At 54.4% G+C, this 22,998-nt stretch carries 22 protein-coding genes and 1 tRNA gene; 9 read left to right on the top strand and 14 right to left on the bottom strand.

Annotated features, from left to right (window positions below; translation table 11 throughout):
• The 3 genes from HY282_15015 to HY282_15005 all read right to left on the bottom strand — a co-directional run.
• The coding region (locus HY282_15015; protein ID MBI3805059.1) for an acyl carrier protein at positions 1–175 on the bottom strand (175 nt) is incomplete at its 3' end.
• Positions 176–398: 223 nt separating this feature from the next.
• Positions 399–590 (bottom strand): hypothetical protein, encoded by a 192-nt coding sequence (locus HY282_15010; GenBank protein ID MBI3805058.1) that lies wholly within the window; start codon positions 588–590, stop codon positions 399–401.
• Between the two features lie 409 nt (positions 591–999).
• Positions 1,000–1,413 carry a response regulator gene (locus HY282_15005; protein MBI3805057.1) on the bottom strand — a complete coding sequence of 138 codons (414 nt, stop codon included), beginning with the start codon at positions 1,411–1,413 and terminating at the stop codon, positions 1,000–1,002.
• A 517-nt stretch (positions 1,414–1,930) separates the two neighbouring features.
• Between HY282_15005 and HY282_15000 the strand changes: the two genes are divergently transcribed.
• Together HY282_15000 and HY282_14995 are read left to right on the top strand one after the other, a co-directional pair.
• Positions 1,931–2,140 (top strand): AbrB/MazE/SpoVT family DNA-binding domain-containing protein, encoded by a 210-nt coding sequence (locus HY282_15000; protein MBI3805056.1) that lies wholly within the window; start codon positions 1,931–1,933, stop codon positions 2,138–2,140.
• Complete coding sequence (locus HY282_14995) at positions 2,137–2,508, top strand: type II toxin-antitoxin system VapC family toxin (protein MBI3805055.1); 372 nt, start codon at positions 2,137–2,139, stop codon at positions 2,506–2,508. The genes HY282_15000 and HY282_14995 overlap by 4 nt, the downstream gene beginning before the upstream one ends.
• 299 nt (positions 2,509–2,807) lie before the next feature.
• On the opposite strand, the gene HY282_14990 is transcribed toward HY282_14995, so the two are convergent.
• The 5 genes from HY282_14990 to HY282_14970 form a co-directional block, all read right to left on the bottom strand.
• Positions 2,808–2,883, bottom strand: a tRNA-Ala gene (locus HY282_14990).
• 48 nt (positions 2,884–2,931) lie between these two features.
• Positions 2,932–3,417, bottom strand: a complete 486-nt coding sequence (locus HY282_14985) for a tetratricopeptide repeat protein (protein MBI3805054.1) — start codon at positions 3,415–3,417, stop codon at positions 2,932–2,934.
• A 67-nt stretch (positions 3,418–3,484) separates the two neighbouring features.
• Positions 3,485–4,024 (bottom strand): heavy metal-binding domain-containing protein, encoded by a 540-nt coding sequence (locus HY282_14980; GenBank protein MBI3805053.1) that lies wholly within the window; start codon positions 4,022–4,024, stop codon positions 3,485–3,487.
• 56 nt (positions 4,025–4,080) lie between these two features.
• Positions 4,081–4,752: a phosphoribosylglycinamide formyltransferase gene (locus tag HY282_14975; protein MBI3805052.1), complete on the bottom strand. Its 672-nt coding sequence runs from the start codon at positions 4,750–4,752 to the stop codon at positions 4,081–4,083.
• Positions 4,745–5,776, bottom strand: coding sequence for a phosphoribosylformylglycinamidine cyclo-ligase (locus tag HY282_14970; protein ID MBI3805051.1), 1,032 nt, complete (start codon positions 5,774–5,776; stop codon positions 4,745–4,747). The genes HY282_14975 and HY282_14970 overlap by 8 nt, the downstream gene beginning before the upstream one ends.
• Before the next feature lie 1,052 nt (positions 5,777–6,828).
• Here HY282_14970 and HY282_14965 point away from each other — a divergent pair.
• The 5 genes from HY282_14965 to HY282_14945 all read left to right on the top strand — a co-directional run bounded on the left by HY282_14965 (position 6,829) and on the right by HY282_14945 (position 11,192).
• Complete coding sequence (locus HY282_14965) at positions 6,829–8,034, top strand: class I SAM-dependent methyltransferase (GenBank protein MBI3805050.1); 1,206 nt, start codon at positions 6,829–6,831, stop codon at positions 8,032–8,034.
• Complete coding sequence (locus tag HY282_14960; GenBank protein MBI3805049.1) at positions 8,021–9,352, top strand: hypothetical protein; 1,332 nt, start codon at positions 8,021–8,023, stop codon at positions 9,350–9,352. The genes HY282_14965 and HY282_14960 overlap by 14 nt, the downstream gene beginning before the upstream one ends.
• Positions 9,352–10,023, top strand: coding sequence for a response regulator transcription factor (locus HY282_14955; protein MBI3805048.1), 672 nt, complete (start codon positions 9,352–9,354; stop codon positions 10,021–10,023). The genes HY282_14960 and HY282_14955 overlap by 1 nt, the downstream gene beginning before the upstream one ends.
• A gap of 228 nt (positions 10,024–10,251) precedes the next feature.
• The gene (locus HY282_14950; protein ID MBI3805047.1) at positions 10,252–10,605 is read left to right on the top strand and encodes a PilZ domain-containing protein; all 354 of its coding nucleotides are present in this window, start codon (positions 10,252–10,254) and stop codon (positions 10,603–10,605) included.
• A 215-nt stretch (positions 10,606–10,820) separates the two neighbouring features.
• Positions 10,821–11,192 (top strand): response regulator, encoded by a 372-nt coding sequence (locus tag HY282_14945; protein MBI3805046.1) that lies wholly within the window; start codon positions 10,821–10,823, stop codon positions 11,190–11,192.
• On the opposite strand, the gene HY282_14940 is transcribed toward HY282_14945, so the two are convergent.
• From HY282_14940 to HY282_14915, 6 genes are all read right to left on the bottom strand, one after another.
• A complete protein-coding gene (locus HY282_14940; GenBank protein MBI3805045.1) occupies positions 11,189–12,592 on the bottom strand; it encodes a proteasome accessory factor PafA2 family protein in 1,404 nt (467 codons plus the stop codon). The two genes, HY282_14945 and HY282_14940, sit on opposite strands and share 4 nt — an antisense overlap.
• Positions 12,589–13,368: a hypothetical protein gene (locus HY282_14935; protein ID MBI3805044.1), complete on the bottom strand. Its 780-nt coding sequence runs from the start codon at positions 13,366–13,368 to the stop codon at positions 12,589–12,591. The genes HY282_14940 and HY282_14935 overlap by 4 nt, the downstream gene beginning before the upstream one ends.
• A gap of 30 nt (positions 13,369–13,398) precedes the next feature.
• The gene (locus HY282_14930) at positions 13,399–14,217 is read right to left on the bottom strand and encodes a proteasome subunit alpha (protein MBI3805043.1); all 819 of its coding nucleotides are present in this window, start codon (positions 14,215–14,217) and stop codon (positions 13,399–13,401) included.
• A gap of 14 nt (positions 14,218–14,231) precedes the next feature.
• A complete protein-coding gene (locus tag HY282_14925; protein ID MBI3805042.1) occupies positions 14,232–14,402 on the bottom strand; it encodes a ubiquitin-like protein UBact in 171 nt (56 codons plus the stop codon).
• A gap of 66 nt (positions 14,403–14,468) precedes the next feature.
• Positions 14,469–15,965: a proteasome accessory factor PafA2 family protein gene (locus HY282_14920; protein ID MBI3805041.1), complete on the bottom strand. Its 1,497-nt coding sequence runs from the start codon at positions 15,963–15,965 to the stop codon at positions 14,469–14,471.
• 57 nt (positions 15,966–16,022) lie between these two features.
• Positions 16,023–17,618 (bottom strand): AAA family ATPase, encoded by a 1,596-nt coding sequence (locus HY282_14915; GenBank protein MBI3805040.1) that lies wholly within the window; start codon positions 17,616–17,618, stop codon positions 16,023–16,025.
• Between the two features lie 201 nt (positions 17,619–17,819).
• Here HY282_14915 and HY282_14910 point away from each other — a divergent pair, with 201 nt between their 5' ends.
• Positions 17,820–19,433, top strand: a complete 1,614-nt coding sequence (locus HY282_14910) for a carboxypeptidase M32 (GenBank protein MBI3805039.1) — start codon at positions 17,820–17,822, stop codon at positions 19,431–19,433.
• A gap of 206 nt (positions 19,434–19,639) precedes the next feature.
• The gene (locus HY282_14905) at positions 19,640–22,966 is read left to right on the top strand and encodes an MEDS domain-containing protein (protein ID MBI3805038.1); all 3,327 of its coding nucleotides are present in this window, start codon (positions 19,640–19,642) and stop codon (positions 22,964–22,966) included.
• Positions 22,967–22,998 lie beyond the last annotated feature (32 nt).

The following is a 22,998-nucleotide window of genomic DNA, read 5'->3' as shown; positions in this document are numbered from 1 at the left end:
CCCCATGAATCTCGATATCGAATGCTTCCTCAATCGCCATAAAGATCTCGACGAGATCGATTGAGTCCGCCCCCAGGTCGTCCACCAAGGAGGCGGTCGGTCTTACAGCGGCTACTTCAATTTCAAGTTGCTTTGCAATTATTTCGTATATTCGTGTATTCGTTTCTGTCAACATCACTGTCTCCTTTCTTAGTAGATCCCACTTGTAATAAAAAAAGTTTGTAAATTCATCTCTTAAAACCCGCGAGCATTAAGTTTTTTTCGAAGTTTGGAAAAGGTGGTGAGTTACGTCAGTGCTCCACAATGGCCCCTTAATTTAATTGGTAGTCATGAGTCAGAAAATAATATATGTAATTTAATATTCCGAGATTGTATATAAATGGTTATAGCTTTAGATGTTAAATATAAATAAAGCCTGAAAGAAGAAGCGCTATCGCGCAAATAATTAATCTGTTATGACTGACAATATTGGGCTTTAATATTGAAAGAAGAAAATCAGAGCAAACAGAAAGGGCAAGCTGAGGGGCAATTTCTAGGGCAGAGCGCTGAATATCCTGTGATCCTGCCGTCGGCATGATCATCCCCCCCATAGCACCTCCCTGTGCGCTTTCTGGATTGGTGTGTGGAGAGGGCGGAATTTCACCCCCGTCGTGCTCATTTAATCTACAAGCCTGGAGAACGTCCAAGCGATGTTTTTACAGTAAGCTTATTTTTATAAAAGTCAATAAATTTCAATTTGAAATGACCAAAATGGTATTTCTTCCAATGCCTTTCAAAGATAACACTCAGGTAGGTGCACCGATTCTTGAGGAAGTTTCACCCGAACTCAATCGGAAAAGCCTTATCGGAAAGGGTGAGGTGCTCGCATCATAATAAATGAAAGTCCAAATGGGATGGGGCGATGTTTCGTACGAGAGGGTTCAAGCCAGGTAGGGATCTCATTCCGAATGGAAGATCGACATCATTCTTGAGCCTGATTTGCTCAATGCGGCTCCCGGTTCATGACCCCGTCTGATGAAAGATGTTCTTCAGTTTCTCCATCTTTTTCTTTCGGTCGAGGGTCTTTGAAATGTTCATTACGATCTTGCTGATATTGAACGGTTTGAATTCATATCCGCTCGCCCCTTTCCGAATCAGGTCGATTGCATGTTTAGCGCTTCCGTTGCCGGTGATAATCAAGACCTCGATACTCGGCTGTTTTTCTTTAATCCGAAGAAGGGCCTCTTCTCCATTCATGCCGGGCATCTTTAGGTCGAGTGTGATGAGATCGATCTGTTTTTTCCCGATGATGTCTAACGCCTGGAGCGCATTTTCGGCGGTTTCGATATTATAAAAGGGCTTTAGAATCATCTTCAGCGATTCGCGTGGTCCGCTCTCGTCATCGACGATGAGGATGGTCGATTTCTGTCCCATGGTACTTCTCCTTATTTAAACAATTGGAATAAAAGCAAGAGACATGCCGACTCGGAATTAAACTCCGGCATCTGTAAAGGGAGCGTTTTTACCGGCGGAATAAAGGAGAGGGCAGGGGTAGGGAAGAAAATTCCATCCAAGGCGGTGCAGTTTGCCGTACAAGAATGTACGTGATCTGACAATTGCAGGCGTTGCTTTTCGTGGAATGAAGCGGAAGGAATATACGGGAATCTACTGGTGGAACTGTGGAGGGTCGAACCCTGGGCCTCCTGATTGCGAAAAAAAAGAATTATTTTTTTATGGCGGGTCGGCCGGTTTTCTCACTTTTATCTGTTCAATTAAGGTCCTGTTCCGTTTGTATGGACTCTATGGATTAGAGTTCATTTTATTCACTCGAGATCATTCTGTCGCAATTTCGTCACATCGCGCTAAAAGAGGTTTCTTTCCAGGATGGTTGACTCAAAGGTCGTTTTACAATAATATTATCGATGGAACAAGCGTAAGATGGAGGGAAGAGATGGCTACGACAACGATTTCATCAAAGTACCAGATTGTCATCCCGAAAGAGATCCGCGAGAAGCTCCATCTCAGCCCCCGGCAACGGCTACAGGTTTTAGTGAAGGGGGGCGTGATCACATTGGTCCCGGAGGTTTCTCTGAAGTCGATGAAAGGTTTTCTAAAAGGAATGGGTAAGGAGGGTGTTCGGGAGAAGGAGGATCGTGTTTGAGAACATTGATCGACTCCAGCGGGTGGATTGAGTTTTTCACCGGGGGCCGGCTTGCGGATCGCTATGAATCCTACATGAAAGATTCTAGGAAACTGTTGACCCCCACGATCGTACTTTATGAGGTGTACAAGAAGATCAAGCGGGATCGGGGAGAAGAGGCCGCGATGCTGGCGGCAGGGCAGTTAAATGCCACGGAGGTGATTACACTCTCAGCGTCGACTGCGCTCCTGGCCGCGGACTTAAGCCTTCAATATCGAATCGCCATGGCCAATGCGATCGTGTATGCGACCTCCCGGGAACAGGATGCCCAGGTTATAACAAGCGATGCCGATCTAAAAGATCTTCCGGGTGTGGTTTATCTGGCGTAGTGTGCTCCTCGAGTTGGTCCAGAGCATATGTGGGTGAAACCGTTTTCCTGAGTATTGGAGTTCAAAGTGTTTGGGTAATAGATTCATTAAAACTGTGGTATTCATCACTTTCCGAAGGTCTGAGAAAAAAGGGGCAACCGTGTTGTTCCCCCTCTCCTGGCGCCTAATGAAAATAGATGTGGAGATTCTGGTCCGAGAGGTGATGACCTATTGTCGTGGATGATCGTACTGGCGGGTGGAATAAAACGGCCGATATTCTGACAAGAAACAAGAGAAAAAGCTATTTAAGGATTTGATTTTGGTGGAGCTGCGGGGGATCGAACCCCGGACCTCCTGATTGCGAACCAGGCGCTCTCCCAGCTGAGCTACAGCCCCTTGTGACCGATCAAACAGAAAAGAAAATAAAACATTTGGTCCGAATTGTCAATTGATTCTTCGCGCGGCCGTCCTCGGTTTTTCCCCTGGGCCGGCCAGCCACATTCCGATAAACCTATTCAAAAAGTGCTGACGGGGGAGGAAGGGAAGGAGCGGTCTTTTTCGTAAGCCGAGTTGAGCGATTCGGGACCAGATGCCCGAGTGGTTCGGACTGAGCCTAAGGCCTTTTTTAAATACAGTAATCGCTTTCTTTTTATCGCCCGCTTTTAAGTACACCAGGCCAAGGTGATGATAAAAGTCCTCTTGAAGACTGTCCTCTGCAATGGCACGCTGGCAGTAACTGACGCCGACTTCAATGTTATTCCGCGCCATCGCTTGAGAGAGGCCGAGCAAAGAGAGCAACAGGGGCGGGGTGGCGTCTTCCTCCAGTTCTTTGAAATATTTTTGACTTTCAAGAAGGGCATTCAATGCCGGCTCCCAATTTTTTTCCTGAACATAGGCATGGCCCAATTCTAAGTACTCTTCTGCGGTCATTTCAAAGCCTCCCTTGCTATTTTGGAACGGTGCTTAAACGGGTCCGATCAACTCCGGTCGATTCAGGTCAGCTCGGACCTTCGATGTGGACGGCGGTCCCAACGGCTGTAAGAAGAATAGAGCGGGGATCGATTCGATGAAAATTAAATGAGGTTGCAATCACACCATTTGCCCCCAAGAGTCCGGCTTCTCCCCGGAGTTCACGAAGGGCAAGGAGCACGCCCGTTTTCATTCGGCTTCGGTAAGAGGCATTCATTGAGTAGGCCTCCGTATCCGGCTCATCCGGGCTCTCCTCGGCTGGGTCTTCGATTTTAATCACGATGTTGGCATTCACCAAGCCGTAATAGCGTTTGATCTTTTTTCCCTCAATTTTCTGTGTGGTGGTCACAAGGATTTTCTGAGTGCCTTCGTCCACCCGTCCGCTTCGCTCCGGCTCGACGACTCGAATGGCCGGCGGCCGCTCCGATATGGGCTCATCTTCTTCCACCCTTTCCTCGATCTCCGATTTTTTCTCTCCCTTTGCCTTTTTTAACACAGCTGTTACCACCGGCGGAGGAGGGGGAGGTGTCCCGGTCGCAACCGATTGGCTGATGCCGGGAAGGGTCATTTGGCATTGGATACATCTTCCCGCTTCCCGTTGCTCGCATCCACAGTTGGGGCAGATCATCGCGCTAATCTCACGGAGGATTCTTCGAGGATGCGGACCTTTCGACCCTCGAGTTTGAGCTTTCCATCGGCATAGAGCTGAATGACGCGGGGAAGGAGGCGGTGCTCTTCGGCCAGAATCCGTTCGGAGAGCTGCTCTTCCGTGTCTCCCTCGAAGATCGGCACGGCCGCCTGGGCGATAATCGGGCCGTGATCAACTTCTTCATCGACGAAGTGGATGGTGCAGCCGCTGACACGCACGCCATATTCCAGTGCCTGCCGATGGGCATGCAGCCCCGGAAAGGCGGGAAGGAGGCTCGGATGGATGTTCATGATCCTGTCTCGGTATGCCTCAATCAAGATCGGGGTGACCAGCCGCATATAGCCCGCCAGAACGATTAGCTCAACGCCGTGTCCCTTCAACTGTTGAAGGAGGGCGGCGTCATACTGTTTTCGGTCCGGATAATGGGCGGGATCGATGAAGCAGAAGGGAATATCATGCCGCGCGGCCCGCTCAAGGGCCGGCGCATCCTTCTTATTGCTGAGAACCACGCCGACCCGGGCGGCGAGCTTTCCTTGCTCGATCGCTTCGAGAATCGATTGTAGATTGCTCCCTCGGCCGGAGGCGAGCACCCCCAGCACCGGTATTGCTTTGGATCGATCTGAAGGGAAGCGGGCGCCGCTAGACATAGAGAACCTCTCCCTTTCCTTTGATGATCTCTCCGATGACGTAGCTCGAGTGGCCCTGCCGCTTCAATATCGAGAGGGCGGGACGGAGGTCCTTTGGGGAGAGGACGAGAATCATTCCGATCCCCATGTTAAAATCGGTATACATCTCTTCCGTGTCGACCTCTCCGATCTTTTGAAGCGCCGGAAAGATAGAGGGGACTGGCCATCGATCCCGTCTGACCTGTGCCGCGCATCCTTTCGGGAGAACGCGCGGAAGGTTTTCCGTAATTCCGCCGCCGGTGATGTGCGCCGCCCCCTTGATTTGAACTTTCTCCATCAGCTTAGCGAAGGCCTTCACATAGATGACCGTGGGGGTCAATAAGATCTCGCCGACTGTTTTCGATTCGCCGGGAAGGCGGTCTTTGACCGTGAGGCCTCCCTTTTCGAAAAGTATCTTACGAACCAGCGAGAACCCGTTGCTGTGGAGTCCGGAGGAGGCGAGGCCGACCAAAAGGTCGCCCGGCCGGATCTTTTTCCCATCGATGATCTTCTTTTTATCGACCACCCCGACCGCAAATCCGGCGAGGTCGTATTCACCCGCGGGATAAAAGGAAGGCATCTCAGCCGTCTCGCCGCCGATCAGCGCGCAACCGGCTTGCCGACATCCTTCCACGATCCCCTTCATTACCTCGACCGCTTTTTCCGGAAAGAGTTTTCCGGTGGCAAAGTAGTCGAGGAAGAAGAGCGGTTCGGCGCCGGTCACGATGACATCATTCACACACATTGCGACCAGATCAATCCCGACCGTATCGTGTCGGTCGGTCATGAAGGCGATCTTCAGTTTGGTCCCGACCCCGTCGGTGCCGGACACCAGAACCGGCTCTTTATATTTTTTAGAACGGAGGGAGAAGAGGCCGGAGAATCCTCCGAGATCGGTCAGCACTTCAGGACGGAACGTCGAGCGAACGAGCGGGGTAATTTTCTGAATGAAGAGATCTCCCGCCTCGATGTCGACCCCTGCTTTTTTGTATGTCAGCCGCGCCATTTCACTCTGTCGAATTAGGTTCGGAATGCCTGAAAAGGGCAATGAAAAAATGATTATTGAAAAGCGATTGTATGATACCCCAAGATAAGCAAAAGGTCAATTTATCGGGTCTAATCAATCGAGTTTTAAGGTCCTCGTATCGGCCACAAAAGTTGAAAAGGACAAATTAAATGAGGACGCCGGAGAGATCCTGATGGTGGATGGGTGATTTATTCAGAACTGATGTAATTTTTCGAATAAGTTTAGAAGGAGGGTCTTCAAGGTTTTCATCCCGTAAAGGTGCCGGGTCGAGGTTGAGCCTAGGATAACCTGGAGGGAACCATCGATTAAATTTTTATAGGCGTGGAAAACAGACGGTCCCTAGATGGCACCGACGCTGTCGGACTCAGTCCTACACATAAAAGGGGTTCGGAATTCATTACTTAATTCTTGACAAAGGTTTCCCTGAGGCTTAAGATTTTTACTGCCAAATAGATAGGGTGCCGCTGCGACCTGTTTGGAGCCGCACATTGCCAATCCCATATTCGTATTTCGATTTCCGATTCATCTCCTCTTCGTCCCGAATAAGGATGTGCCGTTTTCGACCGTCTAAAATGAGAGCGACCATCCCCGTTTAACTTTTATGGGATCTCTCATGGAGTCAATACTTGATTGCCATTCTGGGTAAAATCAGTTATTCTGACCAGGGCTTTTCTTCTTCGGTCTACATTTATGCCATCATCGCCTCAATGAAAGTAAAACCATGCGCCTGATCGATTTTCGACAGTTGGTTATCAGGCGCTGCGGCGATCCATCGGGAAAAGGGTAAGAAGATCAGAAGAGAGGTCAGCGCATTCCCTAAGAGAAGCGAGAATGAGCTACAGTACTCCCTGCACCTGTAAGGGGGGCCTGACAGGGATCGGTTGAACCGATTCTTCTTCCGGATGATCTGGAGCCAAACACAAATGACGGGCGGCCTGCCCTTTTTCCCGACGGAGTGTGGCGCCCTATACGAACGCCGCTCGAATGGGATTGTCGTCGCCGAATCCTAAGTATTAGGGTTAGGAAGGAATATGGCAGAAGAAAATCAGGTTGAGATCCGATCGCGGGAGGGCCAGAACGACCGGCCGGGAGGATATCGCCCCTTTGATAAAAACAAAGGGCTCTTCCGAGTTTCTCCGGCATTTCGGATCTGCGTCTCAGAGCTGCGCGATTTCCTCGGCGAAATGAAGCAGCAGCTCGATATGGAAGAGGCGAAGATCGGCCAGGAAGATCCGGGGCAGCGTACGCTCCTGGAGAGAAAGCTGCTTCAGACGGCTGAAAAGATCATTACCCACTATTTAGATCGGTTCGTTCCGATCATGAACCAAATTGTCGTCCGTTTTTCACCCGAAGAGCATTTGATCCATCGGAATTTTTTCCAGCAGCATCTCCATCCTTTTCTCCTCCTTTCGCCTTTCGTCAAGCGGGCCTATTCAAAGCCGTTGGGATATGCCGGAGATTATGAAATGATGGACATGCTCTACCGGTCTCATGACCAAGGGGAGTCTCTCTTCGCCCGCGTGATCAATCGATATTGCTGCCAGGTCACGGCCGCTCGCTCGGTCGTCAAGCGGGTTCCCTACATGCTCGATCGGATCGGCCGGACGATCGACCAGGTCTCACGACATAAGGAGGCGGTCTCTTTTACAAGTATCGGTTGTGGGCCGGCGATGGAGATCCAGGAGCTGATCCAGCGGAATCCAATGAGCGATCCCTGCCGTGTGACATTGGTCGACACGGAACCGGAGGCGCTGCATCACTGCCATGAGAGGATCAGCCGTCTGAAAGAGGTGACTCAGAGCCGCACCCGCGTCTCCTTTCTCAATCGGTCGATTCATCAGTTGATTCTCGATCCCGATATGACCGATTCATTGGGGAGCCAAGACCTGATTTATGCAATGGGATTGTTTGATTACCTCCCGACGCACATTGCAAAACGGCTATTGCAGAAGCTTTATCGCCTGCTCTCCGACGAGGGGGAGCTGATTATCGGAAACCTCAACGCTTCCAATGACGCCCGCTATTTCATGGAATACGGGGCGGAGTGGTATGTGATCTATCGAACCTCTCAGGAAATGATGGAGATGGCGGAGGGATTGACCTCTCCCTTGCATGTGGAGGTGGAGGCCGACGCGGAGGAGGCACAACTTTACCTGATTGTAAAAAAATGGAAAGGGCTGACCTCACCTATTTATAGAGGGCAGGAAGCCACCTCACATTTCTATGGAAAAAATTAGAGATCCAAAACTTCTCCCTTCCTTTCATATCTACTTAAAAGAGATTAATACCTTTCGGATTCGAATCGGCTGTATATTAGGATTTACGCTTGTTCCCGTCTTTGGTCTTCTCGATTATTTTGCGGTTCCCAATCATTTTCAGGCTTTCCTCCTGATCCGATTGTCCACTTCCCTCCTCACCTTTCTGCTTTTTCTGTTTTCGTTCACTTCTTTTGGGAAAAGATATATTGATTTTGTCGGTGCGGTTGCCACCCTCCTCATCGGCGGAACCATTGCGGTGATGGTTCGTTATCTCGGCGGGTATGAATCCCGTTACTATGCCGGTCTCAATTTGGTCATGCTCGCCATTGCCATGCTCTTTGTCTGGGAGGTCCGGATTACCGCCGCGATCTGCCTTATCATCTATGGTTTTTATATTATTCCAATCCTTCTTTACGACCATATCGTTTATCCGGAAATCTTAATCAACAACAATGCCTTTCTGATTTCGACCATGCTCATCGCGCTGACCGGCGCTTATTTCGTCTCCCGGCTCCGTTATCAGGAGTTTGAATCCCGTTATAAAATGGAGGAGTCGAGAACGGCGTTGGAAATTTCAAATAAGAAGCTGAAGGAGCTTGGATACCTCAAAGGACAATTTTTTGCCGATATCAGCCATGAGCTTCGAACCCCTCTGGCGGTCATTCGCGGGGAGGCGGAGATCACGCTCCGGGGCAAAGAAAAACCGGTCCCGGAGTATAAGCAGGTGCTCGGGTATATCATTCTTCTTGTCGATCAACTCAATAAATTGGTCAGCGACCTCCTCTTCCTCGCCCGCTCGGAAGCGGGAAATCTGCAAATTGAAAAGAGAGAGGTGACCCTTCAAGAAATCATCGGCGAGGCCTTACACGAGGGAGAGGTCCTCGCTTTGAAAAAAGGGATCACCCTTTTTCTTAGAGGGTTTCCGGAAGAGGAATTGGTCATTCAAGGTGATCCGCAGCGGCTCCGGCAGCTTTTTGTCATTATCATCGACAATGCAATCAACTACTCCAAAGGGGGAGGGGTGGTTGAAATCAGCTGGGAAAAGCAGGAGGGGTGGGGAAGTATCACCGTGACCGACCGGGGGGTCGGCATTGCTCCGGAAGCCCTTCCACACGTCTTTGAGCGGTTCTATCGGGTTGAGAAAACCAAATCGATGGCCAAAGGAACCGGACTGGGGCTGCCGATTGCGAAGTGGATTGCGGAAGCCCATGATGGTAAGATTGCGATTGCCAGCGAAGTGAATATCGGAACCCGGGTGACGGTGCGTCTTCCTATTTTTGAGAGGGTCCAGGCCTGATGGAAATTCTCCTCGTCGAAGACGATGAGCGGATTGTCAGTTTCGTTAAGAGAGGCCTCGAAGCGGAGCACTACCGTGTCGATGTGGCCCGCGACGGACAGGAGGCAATCGACATGGCCCGGGCGATTCCCTATCAATTAATTATCCTCGATCTGCTGCTTCCTTTGAAGAGCGGCATCGATGTTTGTCTCGCGCTGCGGTCAGAGCGGATCGGGATTCCGATTTTAATGCTCACGGCAAAGGATACCATCGAAGAGAAGGTAGAGGGACTCCGAATCGGCGCCGATGATTATTTGACCAAGCCGTTTGTTTTTGAAGAGCTCCTCGCCCGGATGAAGGCGCTTTTGCGCCGAGGCCCCTATCGAGAGGCGCATTCGGAGCTGAAAGTCGCCGACCTAACGCTCAACCGCGACCTGCACGAGGTTCAAAGGGGAGGGAAGGTGATTCCATTAACCGCTAAGGAATTCGCCCTCCTCGAATACTTAATGTCCAATCCGAACAAAGTCCTCAGCCGCACCTCGATTTTAGAGAAAGTCTGGGGATATCATTACGATACCCTTACGAATGTCGTCGATGTTTATATCCGGTATCTTAGGAAAAAAGTCGACGAAGGCTATCCGAAGCGGCTCATCCAGACCATCCGGGACATCGGCTATAAAATCTCGGATTGAATTCGTCATTCAACGTTCCCGCTTTCCCGATCTCCGTTCAGTCCAAGTCGATTCAGAGAGACCCCTCTTAAAGATCTTTATCGTCTTTTCTATTTTAATAAATTTCTAATTTGTTCCTCATCCAGATTTCATCTTTCCCGATTAGGATATTGTTGAGACAGGAGCGGTTTGCCGTAGGATAAATCATTGAGTGTCACCTCGATGCGATTGAGAGCGGGTAAGGAGAAAGTGAAGGAGAAAAAAATGTCTTCAACGATCATGGACACGACGATAGATGAAACCACTTTCAATCCGGCGCGAGAAAACAGGCGGATGGCCTTTAAAGAAGAGGTGGTGCTTTGGAGAGGGGGGACGTTTCAATCCAATCGGCCGCCCCGCGCCTCTATCGGCGCACGTGCGCAGAATGTCAGCAACGGCGGCATCTGTCTCATCACGAAAACAAAGCTGGAAGTAAATCAGTTCTTAAGATTGGCCTTTAAGCTGGAATCCCTCCCGATCAGTATCCCGACCCTTATTGAGATCCGATGGGTAGAAAAAATGCCTAACGCTCACTTTAAGATCGGTGCGAGGTTTATCTACTAAGAAGATGTCGTGAGAGAGGTCGGTTCATCGTCCGCCGCCTCCCGAATGCGCGTCGGTGTTCTCCGTTCGATCCCATTTTTCTAATCAAAAGAACGGCCAGGGCCGGAGATCGGACGCGCTGCCATTCAACGAGAAATTTGCAGCGAGATCCACAGACCGGCGCGTCGATCTTCATAGAAGGTCTTGCCTGTCGCATTGAGCCGGAGGAGACCAGAATGCGTGTTTTGATCGTTGAGGATGATGAGCGGATATTGGGTTTTTTGAAGCGAGGGCTGGAGGCCGAGCAACATGAGATCGAGACCGCCCCCACCGGCGAGATCGGTCTCGATCTGGCGAAAACCCATTCGTACGATGTCCTCCTCCTCGATATTTATCTTCCCGGAATCAGCGGCCTTGATCTCTGCCGGAAGTTAAGGCTTCAGGGATTGGCGACCCCTATTTTAATCATGACGGCAAGAGACGCCCCGCATGTTCAGGACGAGGGACGTCGGGCCGGCGCCAATGATTACCTTGCCAAACCATTTTCGTTTGAGCTGCTGTTGGAGAAGATTGAAGCGCTCCGACCCTGCGGCGAGCGATCGAGCTAGCCCCGAAGATAGGTCTCAATCTCGGAAAGATAAGTTTTAAAAGGGTTATCCATCGACAACGCTCTCCTGCCGTCGATGTGAATATTCGACCAATTGATGACGTAGGGCATTTTTTTAGCCAACAGGGCACGGATGAACTCGCCTCGTGCCGACGCGCGGGTGTTGCGAGGCGGAGCGCCGGTCGCAAGATCGATCGCCGCGTCGGTCGTCTTCCGGACGACCTTGCCCTCCTCTTCCAGCGCAAAGGCGAGTCCGCGCGCCGGATTCAAATCGTGGTATTCCAGATCGAGGCTGGCGATCCAGGGATCGTTCCATCCGACCTGCTCCGATTCCATAAACGTCTCCAGAAGCCATTTTTTGGAGATCCAGTCGATCTTGCCGATCAGCCGGCGGGGATCGTCGGCAAGCGCCGCCAAGGTCTCTCCCCATGCCGTGAGAACCCAATCGGTCTCTTCATCCTTGCCCATCAACGCGCGCACCGCCGTTTCCTGAAGGCGTCTTTGAAGTTCGATTGCCGGCATCTTTTTCCCCCCCTGAAGGGTCACCATCCAATGCTGCTCCGGATCGCGGGAGAGCTGCCGGAGATCGGCCACCGGGTCTTGCAGCGCCAGATCGGTCGGTGCGGTCCCTTCTTCGATCAACGACAGCATGACGGAGGTGGTTCCAAACTTCAGCGCGGTGGCATATTCGAGCATGTTGGAGTCGCCGAGAAGCAGATGGATTCTTCGGTAGTGGTTCGGATCGGCGAGCGGCTCGTCGCGGGTATTGATGATGGCGCGGTTGAACTGGACCCATTGGTAGAAATCGTTGACGATGTAGTCGGCCCGTTGAGAGATCTGAAAATCGATTTGCGGGAGGGCCTGCTCTCCGAGGAGGACCCACCCGTCGGGGATGAGGTGAGCGCCGACCCGGCCTGCGCCGGTGAAAATCTGACGGGTCACCAGAAAAGGGATCAACTGTCCGAGGCCGTCGTATGAAAAAGGAAAGCTTCGGGGAACGAGATAATTCTCGTGCGACCCGAAGGTGGCGCCGGTCTCATGGTCGATGTTGTTCTTAATGATGGAGACCTGATCCGAGAGGCCGAGCGATTCGACCGCGTCGAGCAAAATGCGATCTCCCGCCCGATCATAGGCCACGAGATCGGTGAGGGAGAGGCACTCCGGAGAGGCATATTCGAGGTGACCCATGTCGATATAAATCCGGCCGCCGTTGAGAAGAAACCCGCCGTTTCCGGGCGGCTCGTCGTGCGCCCGGTGATGCAGATCGATCAGACCGCGCTTTCCCTTTTTGAAGATCGCATCCCGGATCCGATAGGCGATCCGCTCCGGCGATGCATTCGGCTGCTCCTGTTTGATCAGGCAGCCATACTCGGTTTCCAGCCCGATAATCCGCGACGTCATTTCAGCCACCCCTTCAGCGCCTGCTCAATTTCGTCGCGGGAAGGGGTCCGGTATTTGGAGCTTCCCGGCTCGGTTCGATCGAGGAGGGCGACCTCAATCGTGTGTGATTCGAGGCTTCGCTTGAGGAGGGGGTCGAGTGCCTCCGGGGTCGGGACGGCGCCGGCCTGTTTTTCCGCCTCCAGATCGGTCTCCAATTGCGAGATCGCCCAGGTTCGGAGGGAGGTCCGGAGGGCCTCCGAAAACGACGTGGCGGAGGTGTCGCCGACCGTATTGAGGAAAGCCTCCATCCGCTCCGCCATGATCGGCGTCGATGTCAGGACGGTCCCTTTTTCCTCTTCTTCGAAGACCCCATCGTAGTTCAAACGAAAGAAGAGCGGCTTGCCCGAGGGGAGACTGATCTCCGCCATCACGATCTTCGCAATGTAGGGGGCGTGCAAGACCTCCTCGAACGCCTGTTTGACCATCGGGGCCAAGACGAATTTCATCAGCCGCCGGACGGTGACATCGGCCGGGGAGCGGTTGAATCCCTCCACGTGGGCGGTGTCCAACATGACGTTCCGGAGCTTTTCAAGATCGGCCGGATGTCCGATTCCACCGAACGCGATCTGGTCGTACACCTCATAGAGCTTCGACGTGCCGGTACCGAGCGTCGCGATTAAAATGCCGTTTTGGAAGGGAAGGGCGACGATCGGGCTGCCGGCGGAGAGCTGCTCTTCGAGATAATCGCGTCGGTTCCGGACCGCTTCCACCCAACGGTAAGGCTCATCGAACGCCATTGTTTTTTCCTTTTCTAAAAGTGAAGGTATTTACCCGACGTTCAGACCCGGTCCCCCTTCGACGGGGCGGCCGATTACCTTTTTTGCAAAGAGCGATTCGAGCTGCGCTTGCGCCACCTCGCGGACCCCTTCTTGAGTGACCAGCTTGATGATCGGATAAAGATGGGCGTCCCGGTTGCTTCCGCCGGTTGCCGAATCAAATTCGGAAGCGGTCTCGAGCAGCCGCATCGAGAGGGTGAGCGCCTCTTCTTCCGGCAGATCACCCAGGGCCCGCTTTCCCCATCGGTTCTCGTAGTGAAGAACGCCGCGAATCGCCGGCGAGCCGGAGCCGGAGGTGGCAAATTCAACGACTTCGAACTCCGCTCCGAGGATATCGTAGAAGAAAATTTTCCCCTCTTTCCGCTGCAGGTCATACGCGGCGTAGATCGGGGCGACGGCGCCGATCCCTTGGAGCGCCATCGGGATGTTCTCTTTCAGCAGCCTCGAGAGAGCGCGGACCTTTCCTTCGAGGCTCAGCTCTTGAAGCTGGCTTCGCCGGTAATATTTGAAGGTATGCTCCATCACCCGTGCGATCTCGAAGGCGGTGGCAGGAACCCCCGCGATCGCCATCACCGAGTAACGATCGATCACCAGGACCTTGTCGGTCCGGTCATACATCACCGTCGTCCCTGCGGTTGCGCGCCGATCGCCGGCGACGAGGACCCCCCCTTTGTATTTCAATGCGAAGATGGTCGTTCCTTGGGTGAAGGGCAGGCGGGTCCCCATCGGCTCCCGACCCTCCGGGAGGGCCCCCGGCCCGAGCTGGTAACCGGTCGTCTTCAGCAGCGACCAAAAATCTCCATTATGCATCGGAACTCCCGCTTTTATTCTCCGGTTCGCTGGCGGTAGCGCTCGGCCTGTTTCGGATCGACCTTCCGCATCCGCTTTAAAAGATTCTCCTTGCTGGAGTCGGTGTCGGGACGCTTCGGTCCTGTCTCTTCTCGGGGTTTTTCGAGCGGATTCACCGGCCGCTCGCGTCGTTCGAATTCGATCATCGTTGTTCTCCTTAACAAGCGTTTTCTTCGTTGCCGTCCTTCCCGCGAAAGCGGAAGGACGGCGGACTAATTAAAAATTTCTTTGAAACTGCCTGCCGCGGCGATCCGCGTCCGGAGGGAAGCAATCTCCGCCGGATCAAACAGGGTGTTCATCTCAAGCGTCTTCTTGAAAAGGCCATTTTGAAAGACGACCTGTTCCCACTGGATCCGATGGATGTCGTCATAGAATTTCTCGATGCAGAGTCCCCGGATGGCGGCGCGGGTGTCGGAGGGAGGGGCGGTCATTGCCTCCTTGATGTCGACCTCATTGGAAAGCCGCTCCATCGTCCCCTCCATCTCGAGTCCGATGAAGAGGCCCCGATCGGGGGCGAGGTTGTGGTATTCGAGGTCGAGTCCTCGGAGGCGCGGGTCGTCCCAGCCGCACCCCTCCGCTTCCAAAAAGGTCTCCAGAAGCCATTTCTTGGCGACCCAGTCGAGCCGGTTCGTCAACAACATCGGATCGACCTCCAGATCGTTCAGAACCTCTTCCCATTTAGAGAGGACCCACTGCGTGTCGGGGTCGGCCTCCTGTCCGAACGCTTTCTGCGCGGCGGCGAGATAAAGACGCTGGTGATCGATCGGGGTAATCGTTTTGCCGTTCATTAAGGGGACCGGCTTTTTGCAAGTGGTGTCGAGCGAGACGGCATGCACGGCGGCGACCGGTTCGGGGATCGCGGCATCGGGGGCGGCGTCTCCCTCGATCAGGCGCAGCACCAACCAGGTCGTCCCGACCTTCAGCGCGGTGGCGGTCTCCGAGAGGTTGGCATCCCCCAAGATCTGGTGAAGCCGCCGATACAGGCTCCGGTCGGCGTGCGGCTCGTCTCGGGTATTGATGATCGGCCGGCGGTCCATCGTATCGACCGACATCTCGACCTCGATGAAGTCGGCCCGTTGCGAGAGCTGGTAAACACCGGATCGGTATCCCTCCGGACTTTCGATTCCGACCTTTCCTGCGCCGGCGAAGATCTGGCGGGTCACCAGGAACGGGGTCAGAGAGCGAAGGATCCGATCAAACGGAATCGACCGGGGGAGGAGGTAGTTGTCGTGGCAGCCGTAGCTGTGGCCGTAGAAATCGGTATTGTTTTTGTAGACTTGAACCACGGGGTTTCCGAGGGCGGCGTTCCGCCGGTCGGCGCACTGCTGGACGATCCGCTCGCCGGCTTTGTCATGAATGATCAGGTCCCGTAACGAGCGGCATTCAGGGGTGGAATATTCGGGATGGGTATGATCGTTGTAGAAACGGGCGCCGTTGGTCAAGGCAAGATCGCTCTTCATCTCATGAAACGAAAAAGGGCGGTGGCGATCGAGTTTTTCGAAGGCGGTCTCTTCTTCGTCTTGCGCCAGATGGTCTGCGCGAAAACCGCGGGCATCTTGCCGCGGATCTTCGGCGCTGTAATCCCAGCCGGCGCGGAACGGCCGGTTGAGATAGGCCCGGACCAGCTCCATCGACTCGACGACCGGATCGACCTGGTCGAGATCTTCCCGGGTAATCCCATATTCCGTTTCAATTCCGAAAAGCTTAATCATCCGCTCCGGTCCATTCGCAGGAATAATCGCCTTCTGGTCCCCAGTGTGGGGGGATCAGATCACTCTTTTTTCCGATCGCGGACGCTCTTTTTTATCAAGCAGCGAGAGTCCGACCACGTTTTCGGGGTCGGCGTCGATCAACTTCAGCCAATCTTCGAGGATGTCGTTGGGCGGGAGAATCTCTCCCTCCCGGAACTCGGTCTCGACCGCGGTGAGGAGATCGTCGAGTCGGACCCCTTCCTCCCCCCCGGCGATCGTTCGCTTGATCGCTTTCTCCTTCGCCCGCTGTACAATCGAGGAAATCAGCGCCCCGCTGATGAAGTCGGATCGGTAGAGGATCTGGCGGCGGCTGCTTCGGAGCTGAAGCTCCATAAATTGCTGCGCCGGGCTTTTTGTAAAGATCGCGTCGACGGCGGCGGTGATCAAGGACCGCCGGGCGGCGGCCGGATCGGCTCCATGCGCCGCCAGGAGCGCCGGGGAGAGGGGGGTCTCCGGGGTCAAGTAAATACCGAAGATCTCCTCGGTCCCAACCCGGTCGGGCCGGTTGATTTTAATCTTCCGATCGATTCGTCCGGGCCGAAGGACCGCCGGGTCGATCAGGTCGGGCCGATTGGAAGCGAGGATGATCACCATCTCTTTGAGTGATTCGATTCCGTCCATCTCGGCGCAGAACATCGGGACGAGGGTGCTTAAAATGTTGTGGGAGCGGCTCGATCGGCGCGTCCCGAGGATCGATTCGGCCTCATCGATGAAGATGAAGGGGAGAAAGCCGGCGCCCCGTTTTTCGCGGGCGCGGGAGAAGAGCTCCCGGACCATCCGCTCCGACTCGCCGAGCCACATGTTGAGAATCTCCGGCCCCTTCACGTGGAGAAAGAACTCTTCGACCTGCGGATTTCCCTGTGCCTTCAGCTTCTGCACCAGGCTATACGCCGTTGCCTTGCCGATTAATGTTTTGCCGCAGCCGGGGGGACCATAGAGGAGGAAGCCTTTCGGCTGAGAAAAGTTATATTTTTTGTAGAGATCGGGATAAAGAAGCGGGTGCTCTAGGGTATCGCGGATCGCGTCGATCGCCTCTTTCTGACCGCCGATCTCCTCCCAGCCGACTTTCGGTGTCTCATCGAGGAAATATTCGCGCCGCTGGGCATTGTTCACCTTTTCGACCGCCACACGGTGGCTCGCGTCGATGCGAACTTCCTCTCCCGTCTTCAATGGCGCGTCGGCTAGTTGGGCCGATCGGATCACCAACGATGACTGTGCCCCGAGGTCCTGCCCGACGCGCAGCCGGCCGTCGGGGAGGACGTCGGTGATTTTTTGAATCGATCCGTTCCGGTCATATCCGATCGCTCGGAGGACGACAAACGCCTCATTCACCAGAACCTGCGTGCCGACCGGTAGCTCTTCCGGCGTGAGGCGCGGGTCGAGATTGGTATAGTAGTCGGCGCCGCCGACGACGATGTGCGCCAAATCGGGGGCGGGAAGGCTCAACAGCGTGCCGATCCGGTTGGCCGGCGCGGTGACCTTCTCGACCACCTGGTTCAGCTTTTGGATCTCCTGCTGGACCTGTTGCAGGCTGAGATCGCCCTCGAGAATCTTGCCCCGCAGCGCATAGAGAAGCGAATGGCGGGGATCGTCCTGCGTTGTGATCGACAAAATATGATCAATCAATTGGAGCGGGTTTTGAGAGCGCTTCTCTTTTGGGTTATCGCGTTCGGGTCGATAAAATTTGGATGAATCGCTAATGGGGGTCTCTCCTTCAAAAATAAGGGTAATAAAAAATTCTAAACTGATGGGAGTGGCTTGTCAATCATCATGTCGGGAGCGCGCTGCTGTCGGCGTCAGACGTTTTATGCTATGGCCCATTCCCATCGCCCCCGCATTGTCTTCTCTGAAGAGATTGGCTACAATGGCAAAAAACGTTTGGAGGGGGCTGCCGTGAAGGGTGTGAAAGATCTCAAGCCGTTGATTGAATACCTTCAAGACATACAACATCTTTCGAGCGCGATCTCGCTGCTTCATTGGGATCAGGAGACCTATATGCCGCCGGGGGCGGGGGGGGCGCGGGCGGAGCAGTTGTCGGCGTTGGGGGGATTGGCGCACGACAAGAGCGTCGGGCCGGAGATGCAGCGGATCCTCTCCCAGTGGGTCGATCTGGAAAGCGGAGCGATTAAAGGGAATGAGGAGACGTGGGACGAGGCGGCGCGCGCCCTCCTGCGGGAGAGCTGGCGCGACTACCATAAGGCAACCAAGTTGCCGTCCGAGTTTGTTCGGCGGTTTGGAAAAGCGGCCTCGATTTCGGAGCAGGTTTGGGTTGAGGCGCGAAAAAAGAGCGACTTCTCTCGGTTCGCCCCGCATCTGAAGACGATGATCGCCCTGAAAAAAGAAGAAGCCGACTACCTCGGCTATCAACGCTCCCCGTATGATGCGCTGTTGGACGCTTACGAGCCGGGGATGACGGTGGCGCAGCTGGTCCCGCTCTTCGCGTCGCTTCGGGCGAAGTTGGTGCCGCTGCTGGAGCAGATCGTTCACTCCCCCATTCAGCCGAACGGTGATTTTTTGCATCGCTCCTATCCGCCGGAGAAGCAGCTGGCGTTCGGCCAGAAGGTGCTGGAGGCGATGGGCTATGATTTCAATTGCGGCCGTCAAGATATTTCAGCCCACCCTTTCACGACCTCGTTTCATCCGACCGACGTTCGAATTACCACCCGGGTGGATGAAGGTGATCTGCTCTCCTCCCTTTTCAGCTCGATTCATGAGGGAGGACATGCCCTTTATGACCAGGGACTGAACCCCGACCTCTATGGAACCCCGCTCGGTGAGGCGCGCTCGCTCGGTATCCATGAGAGCCAGTCCCGCCTTTGGGAAAATGGGATCGGCCGGTCAAAGGCCCTCTGGCGGCATTTTTATCCGATCCTCCAGAAGACCTTTCCGGAAGGGCTGGAGGGGGTCGATCTGGAGCGCTTCTACGCGGCGATCAATCGGGTGCAGCCGTCGCTGATCCGGGTGGAAGCCGACGAGCTGACCTACAACCTTCACATCATCATCCGCTTCGAAATCGAGCGTGCACTGATTGAGGAGAATCTTCCGGTGGAGGCGCTCCCCGCTCTTTGGAATGAAAAGATGCGCCTCTACCTCGGCCTGACCCCCCCTTCGGATGCGCAGGGGGTCTTGCAAGATATTCATTGGTCGGGAGGGGCATTCGGCTATTTTCCGACCTACACGCTCGGCAACCTCTATGCAATTCAATTTTTGAATCAGGCAAAGAAGGAGATCCCCGACCTGGAAGGGGAGAGTGCGCGAGGGAATCTGCTGCCTTTGAAGCAGTGGCTCAATGAAAAGATCCATCGCTGGGGCAAACAATATGCGAGCGATGAACTGATCCTTCGCATTACGGGAGAGACGCTGAACCCCGATTATTTCGTCCAATATCTGAAGGAGAAATTTACCCCGATTTATCGGCTGGCGTAAAATCCGGCGTGGGATCGGGTGGATCACGAAAATCCTCCTCTTGCATCATTACCGGTCTTTCTCCTATAATGACTCAGATCCCTTTTCTCTTAAAAATAGAACCCTTATCTGCATGATTTTCATGCGATAAATGACGTGATAAAAGTCGCCTAAAACGCGCTCCCTCCCTTCTTGCCATCACAACAGAATCACGTCACGGAGAACTGATGCATTATTCCAAAGAGAGCCACTCCTCCCTCGTTCAGGCCATCAAACAGGCCGCGCCGCACGATCACCTCTGTCTGATCTATGAGACCCTTCAAGAGCAGCTCGCCGCCGCCGTCTCCTTTATCCGAATCGGGTTAGAGCGGGGGGAGCAGTGCGTTTATATTGTCGATGAGAATGTCGCGGCAACGGTGATCGACGCCATGCACCAGGAGGGGATCAATGTCGATGCCGCGATCCAATCGGGCGCCCTGACCATTGCCGACAAACAGGTCTACCTCAATAAGGGATATTTTGATCCGGATGGAATGATCGCTTTTTTAAAAGGGGCGGTCGAGGCGGCCGAACGGGCCGGGTATACGGCATTGAGGATCACGGGGGAGATGACCTGGGCATTGGGGGGGGACCCGGGAGCAGAACGGTTGATGGAGTATGAGGCAAAGCTGAATCGGTTTTTCCCCAGCAACAATGTCGTGGCCATTTGCCAGTACAATCGAAACCGGTTCCAGCCGGAGCTCATCCAGGATGTCATCCGGACCCATCCGAAGGTCATTTCCGGCGGGCTCGTCTGCCAGAATCAGTATTACATCCCACCCGATGAGTTTCTTACAGATCGGGGCGCCGCCCAGGAAGTGGAGCGGCTGATTCGTCATATCGTCGAGCGGGAGCGCGATGCGGTCGCACTGAGCGAGGGAAAAGCTGCGCTCGCGCTCAAGAAACGGCAGCTGGAGGAAGAGACCGCCGAGCGCCGGCGGGCCGATGCGCGGCTGCATCTCTATCAGCGGATCATCGCTTCCGCGAGCGATGCCATCGCGATCATTGATGCCAAAGGATACTATCTCGAGCAGAACTACGCCCATCGGATGCTGATCGGCTATTCCGATGAAGCGCTCCAGGGCAAAACGCCTCAAATCCATCTCGGAGAGGAACCCTTCCGACGGATTGCGGAGCAATTGCAGAAGAGCGGAAGCTACCAGGGCGAGCATGTCAGCCGGACCAAGTCGGGGAAGAAGATCGAGATCGAGCTCACCGCCTTCTCGATGAAAGACGACGCGGGCGACGTGGTCTGTCACGTCGGTGTGAAACGGGATATTACCGAGCGGAAGCGGATAGAGCGGGCGCTGCGTCGAAGCGAGCAGACGTTGGCCGACTTTTTCGAAAATGCGGCGGTCGGTCTGCATTGGATCGGGCCGGACGGGATGATCTTACGGGCCAATCGGGCGGAGCTCGATCTGCTCGGGTATCAACGCGAAGAGTATGTCGGCCGCCATATCTCCGAATTTCATGCCGATGTGGAGGTGGCCAACGATCTCCTGCAGCGGCTCTCGCAGGGGGAGACGCTTCGTCACTATGAAGCCCGGTTTCGGTGCAAAGACGGTTCGATTAAGCATCTGCTCATCGACTCCAACGTTTTTTGGGAAGACGGAAAGTTCGTCCATGTCCGCTGTTTTACACGCGATATCACGGAGCAGCGGAAGGGAGAAAACCGCTTGCGTCGCCAGAACCGGGTGTTGGGACGGCTCGCGAGAAGCCGGTTGTCCGAGGGGGTCGATCTGAAGGCTTCCTTCGGAGAAATCACGAGGGCGGCGGCGCATGTTTTAGAGGTCGAGCGTGCCAGCGTCTGGCTTTATGACGACGCGCGTTCTAAAATCCGCTGTTTCGACCTCTACGAACGAAGCCTTTCCCGCCATTCGGAAGGGATGGAGCTCCCTGCAGAACGATATCCGGCCTATTTTGAAGCGTTGGAATTGGAGCGGATCATCCCGGCGCACGATGCCCATGCCGATCCGCGCACGGAAGAGTTCTCGGAGTCTTACCTTGCCCCGCTCGGGATTACTTCAATGCTCGACGCCCCGATCTGGCTGAATGGAAAGATGGTCGGGGTCGTTTGCCATGAGCAGGTCGGCCCCGCCCGACGGTGGACCTCCGAGGAGCAGCACTTTTCAGCGTCGATTGCCGATGTCACCGCCCTCGCCCTGGAGACGTGGGAGCGGAAGCAGGCGGAAGCGGCCCTTCAAAAGGCGCACGATGCCTTGGCGGGCGGGATGGAGCAGCTTCGGCGGCAGCTCGATATCTCGCAGGCCCTCCACCACTTCTCCAGTCGATTTGCGTTGGGGGAGAAGAGCGATCTCTTCCTGACCGAGGTGGTGAGGCGGATCGCCGAACTGACGAAGGCAACCCGCTGTGGGATCTCATTGATCGATTCAAACCGGAAAACGATCCGTCCCCACGCGTTTTATGGCTTTGAGGAGGGGGTGATGCAGCGGCTCGAAGCGCCGCTCATCGAGGAGGAGGGGGATCCGATCTATCGCCTTCTCTACCGGGGGGAGATGCTGAGGCTTCATCCGATCTGGAGCGACCCCGGCATGGAACGGTATCGGCCCTTTATCGAGCGGCTCGGCATTGAATCGATTCTCGCCGTTCCGCTCCAAATCCGGGGCATTCCGCTCGGCGTCCTCTGGATTTGCGATAAGGAGCAGCAGGAGCCGTTTACCTCCGAGGACATTCAGCTGATGCAGACGATAGCCAATCAAATCGCCTTGGCGATTGCAAATCAGCAATATGCCGGCCATCTTGAGCAAATCAATGAGGAGCTGCAGCGCAAGAAGATCGAGGCGGAGGAGGCAAGCCGGCTCAAGTCGCACTTTCTTTCCAATATTTCCCACGAGCTTCGAACCCCGCTCAATGCGATCATCGGCTATACCCATCTTTTGATGGAAGAGGTCTACGGAACGGTCCGAGAAGAGCAGCGGCTTGCCCTCAGAGGGGTTCGACGCAATGCGCATGACCTGACCCAGCTGGTGAACGATGTGCTCGATCTGGCGAAGATTGAGGCGGGAAAGATGTCGGTGACCCCTTCGAAGGTCGATCTAGCCGTTTTAATTGACGAGGTGGTGAGCGGAATTTATCCCCTCTCCGAGGAAAAGGGGCTCCCGATCTCTTGCGGTATTGCTTCGGGGCTTCCCTCGATTGAAAGCGACGTCGGGAAGATTAAACAGATCTTGGTTAACCTTCTTTCGAATGCAGTGAAGTTTACCTCCAACGGGGAAATCACCATCCGAGCGAGGATGCAGGCAGACGGGACCGGAGTCGAGATTGCCGTTCAGGATACCGGAATCGGCATCCGTCCCGAACATTTGCCGCGGATCTTCGACACCTTCCATCAGGTGGACGGCGCCGCCACCCGGGAGTTCGGCGGGGTCGGTCTGGGGCTCGCGATCGTTAAAGAGCTGCTCTCTTTGTTGGAAGGGGGGATCCGGGTGGAAAGCGACCCTGGAAAAGGATCGACCTTCACCTTCACGCTGCCGATCCGACTCAGCCGAAAGTGACCGCAGAAAGGGTCTTCAACCAAATATCTAAA

It is taken from the genome of Candidatus Manganitrophaceae bacterium, from assembly GCA_016200325.1.
Taxonomy (GTDB): domain Bacteria; phylum Nitrospirota; class Nitrospiria; order SBBL01; family Manganitrophaceae; genus Manganitrophus.
Note: the sequence above shows the minus strand (reverse complement) of the source record. Positions and strands in the feature narration are given on the sequence as shown.